This is a genomic window from Pseudomonas sp. SDT291_1_S447 (genome assembly GCF_054070155.1).
Genome location: NZ_JBSVXS010000414.1, coordinates 1 through 227, shown reverse-complemented (window position 1 = coordinate 227; position 227 = coordinate 1). Strand labels below are relative to the sequence as shown.

At 60.4% G+C, this 227-nt stretch carries 1 protein-coding gene; it reads right to left on the bottom strand.

The window, feature by feature from the left end; all coding sequences use genetic code 11:
- Positions 1–227, bottom strand: a 227-nt coding sequence (locus tag ACW9IR_RS30155) for a LysR substrate-binding domain-containing protein (RefSeq protein ID WP_457466263.1), incomplete at both ends; no start/stop codon positions are given.

Genomic DNA, 227 nt, shown 5'->3' with positions numbered 1-227 from the left:
AACGGCTCCTGCCACAGCGCCAGGCCAGGCTCGCTGGACTCGCACAATGAACCGACCACAACATCCAGCTCGCCCTGCTTCATCAATGCCAGCAACGAACCGGGAATGCCCACCTGCACAGTGATTTGCAGGCCGGGATATTGCGCGGCAACCTCCTGCAACTCGCGCAACAGACGCGCATCCGCGAACTCTTCCGACACTCCAACGCGCAAGCTTCCTTCAAATGC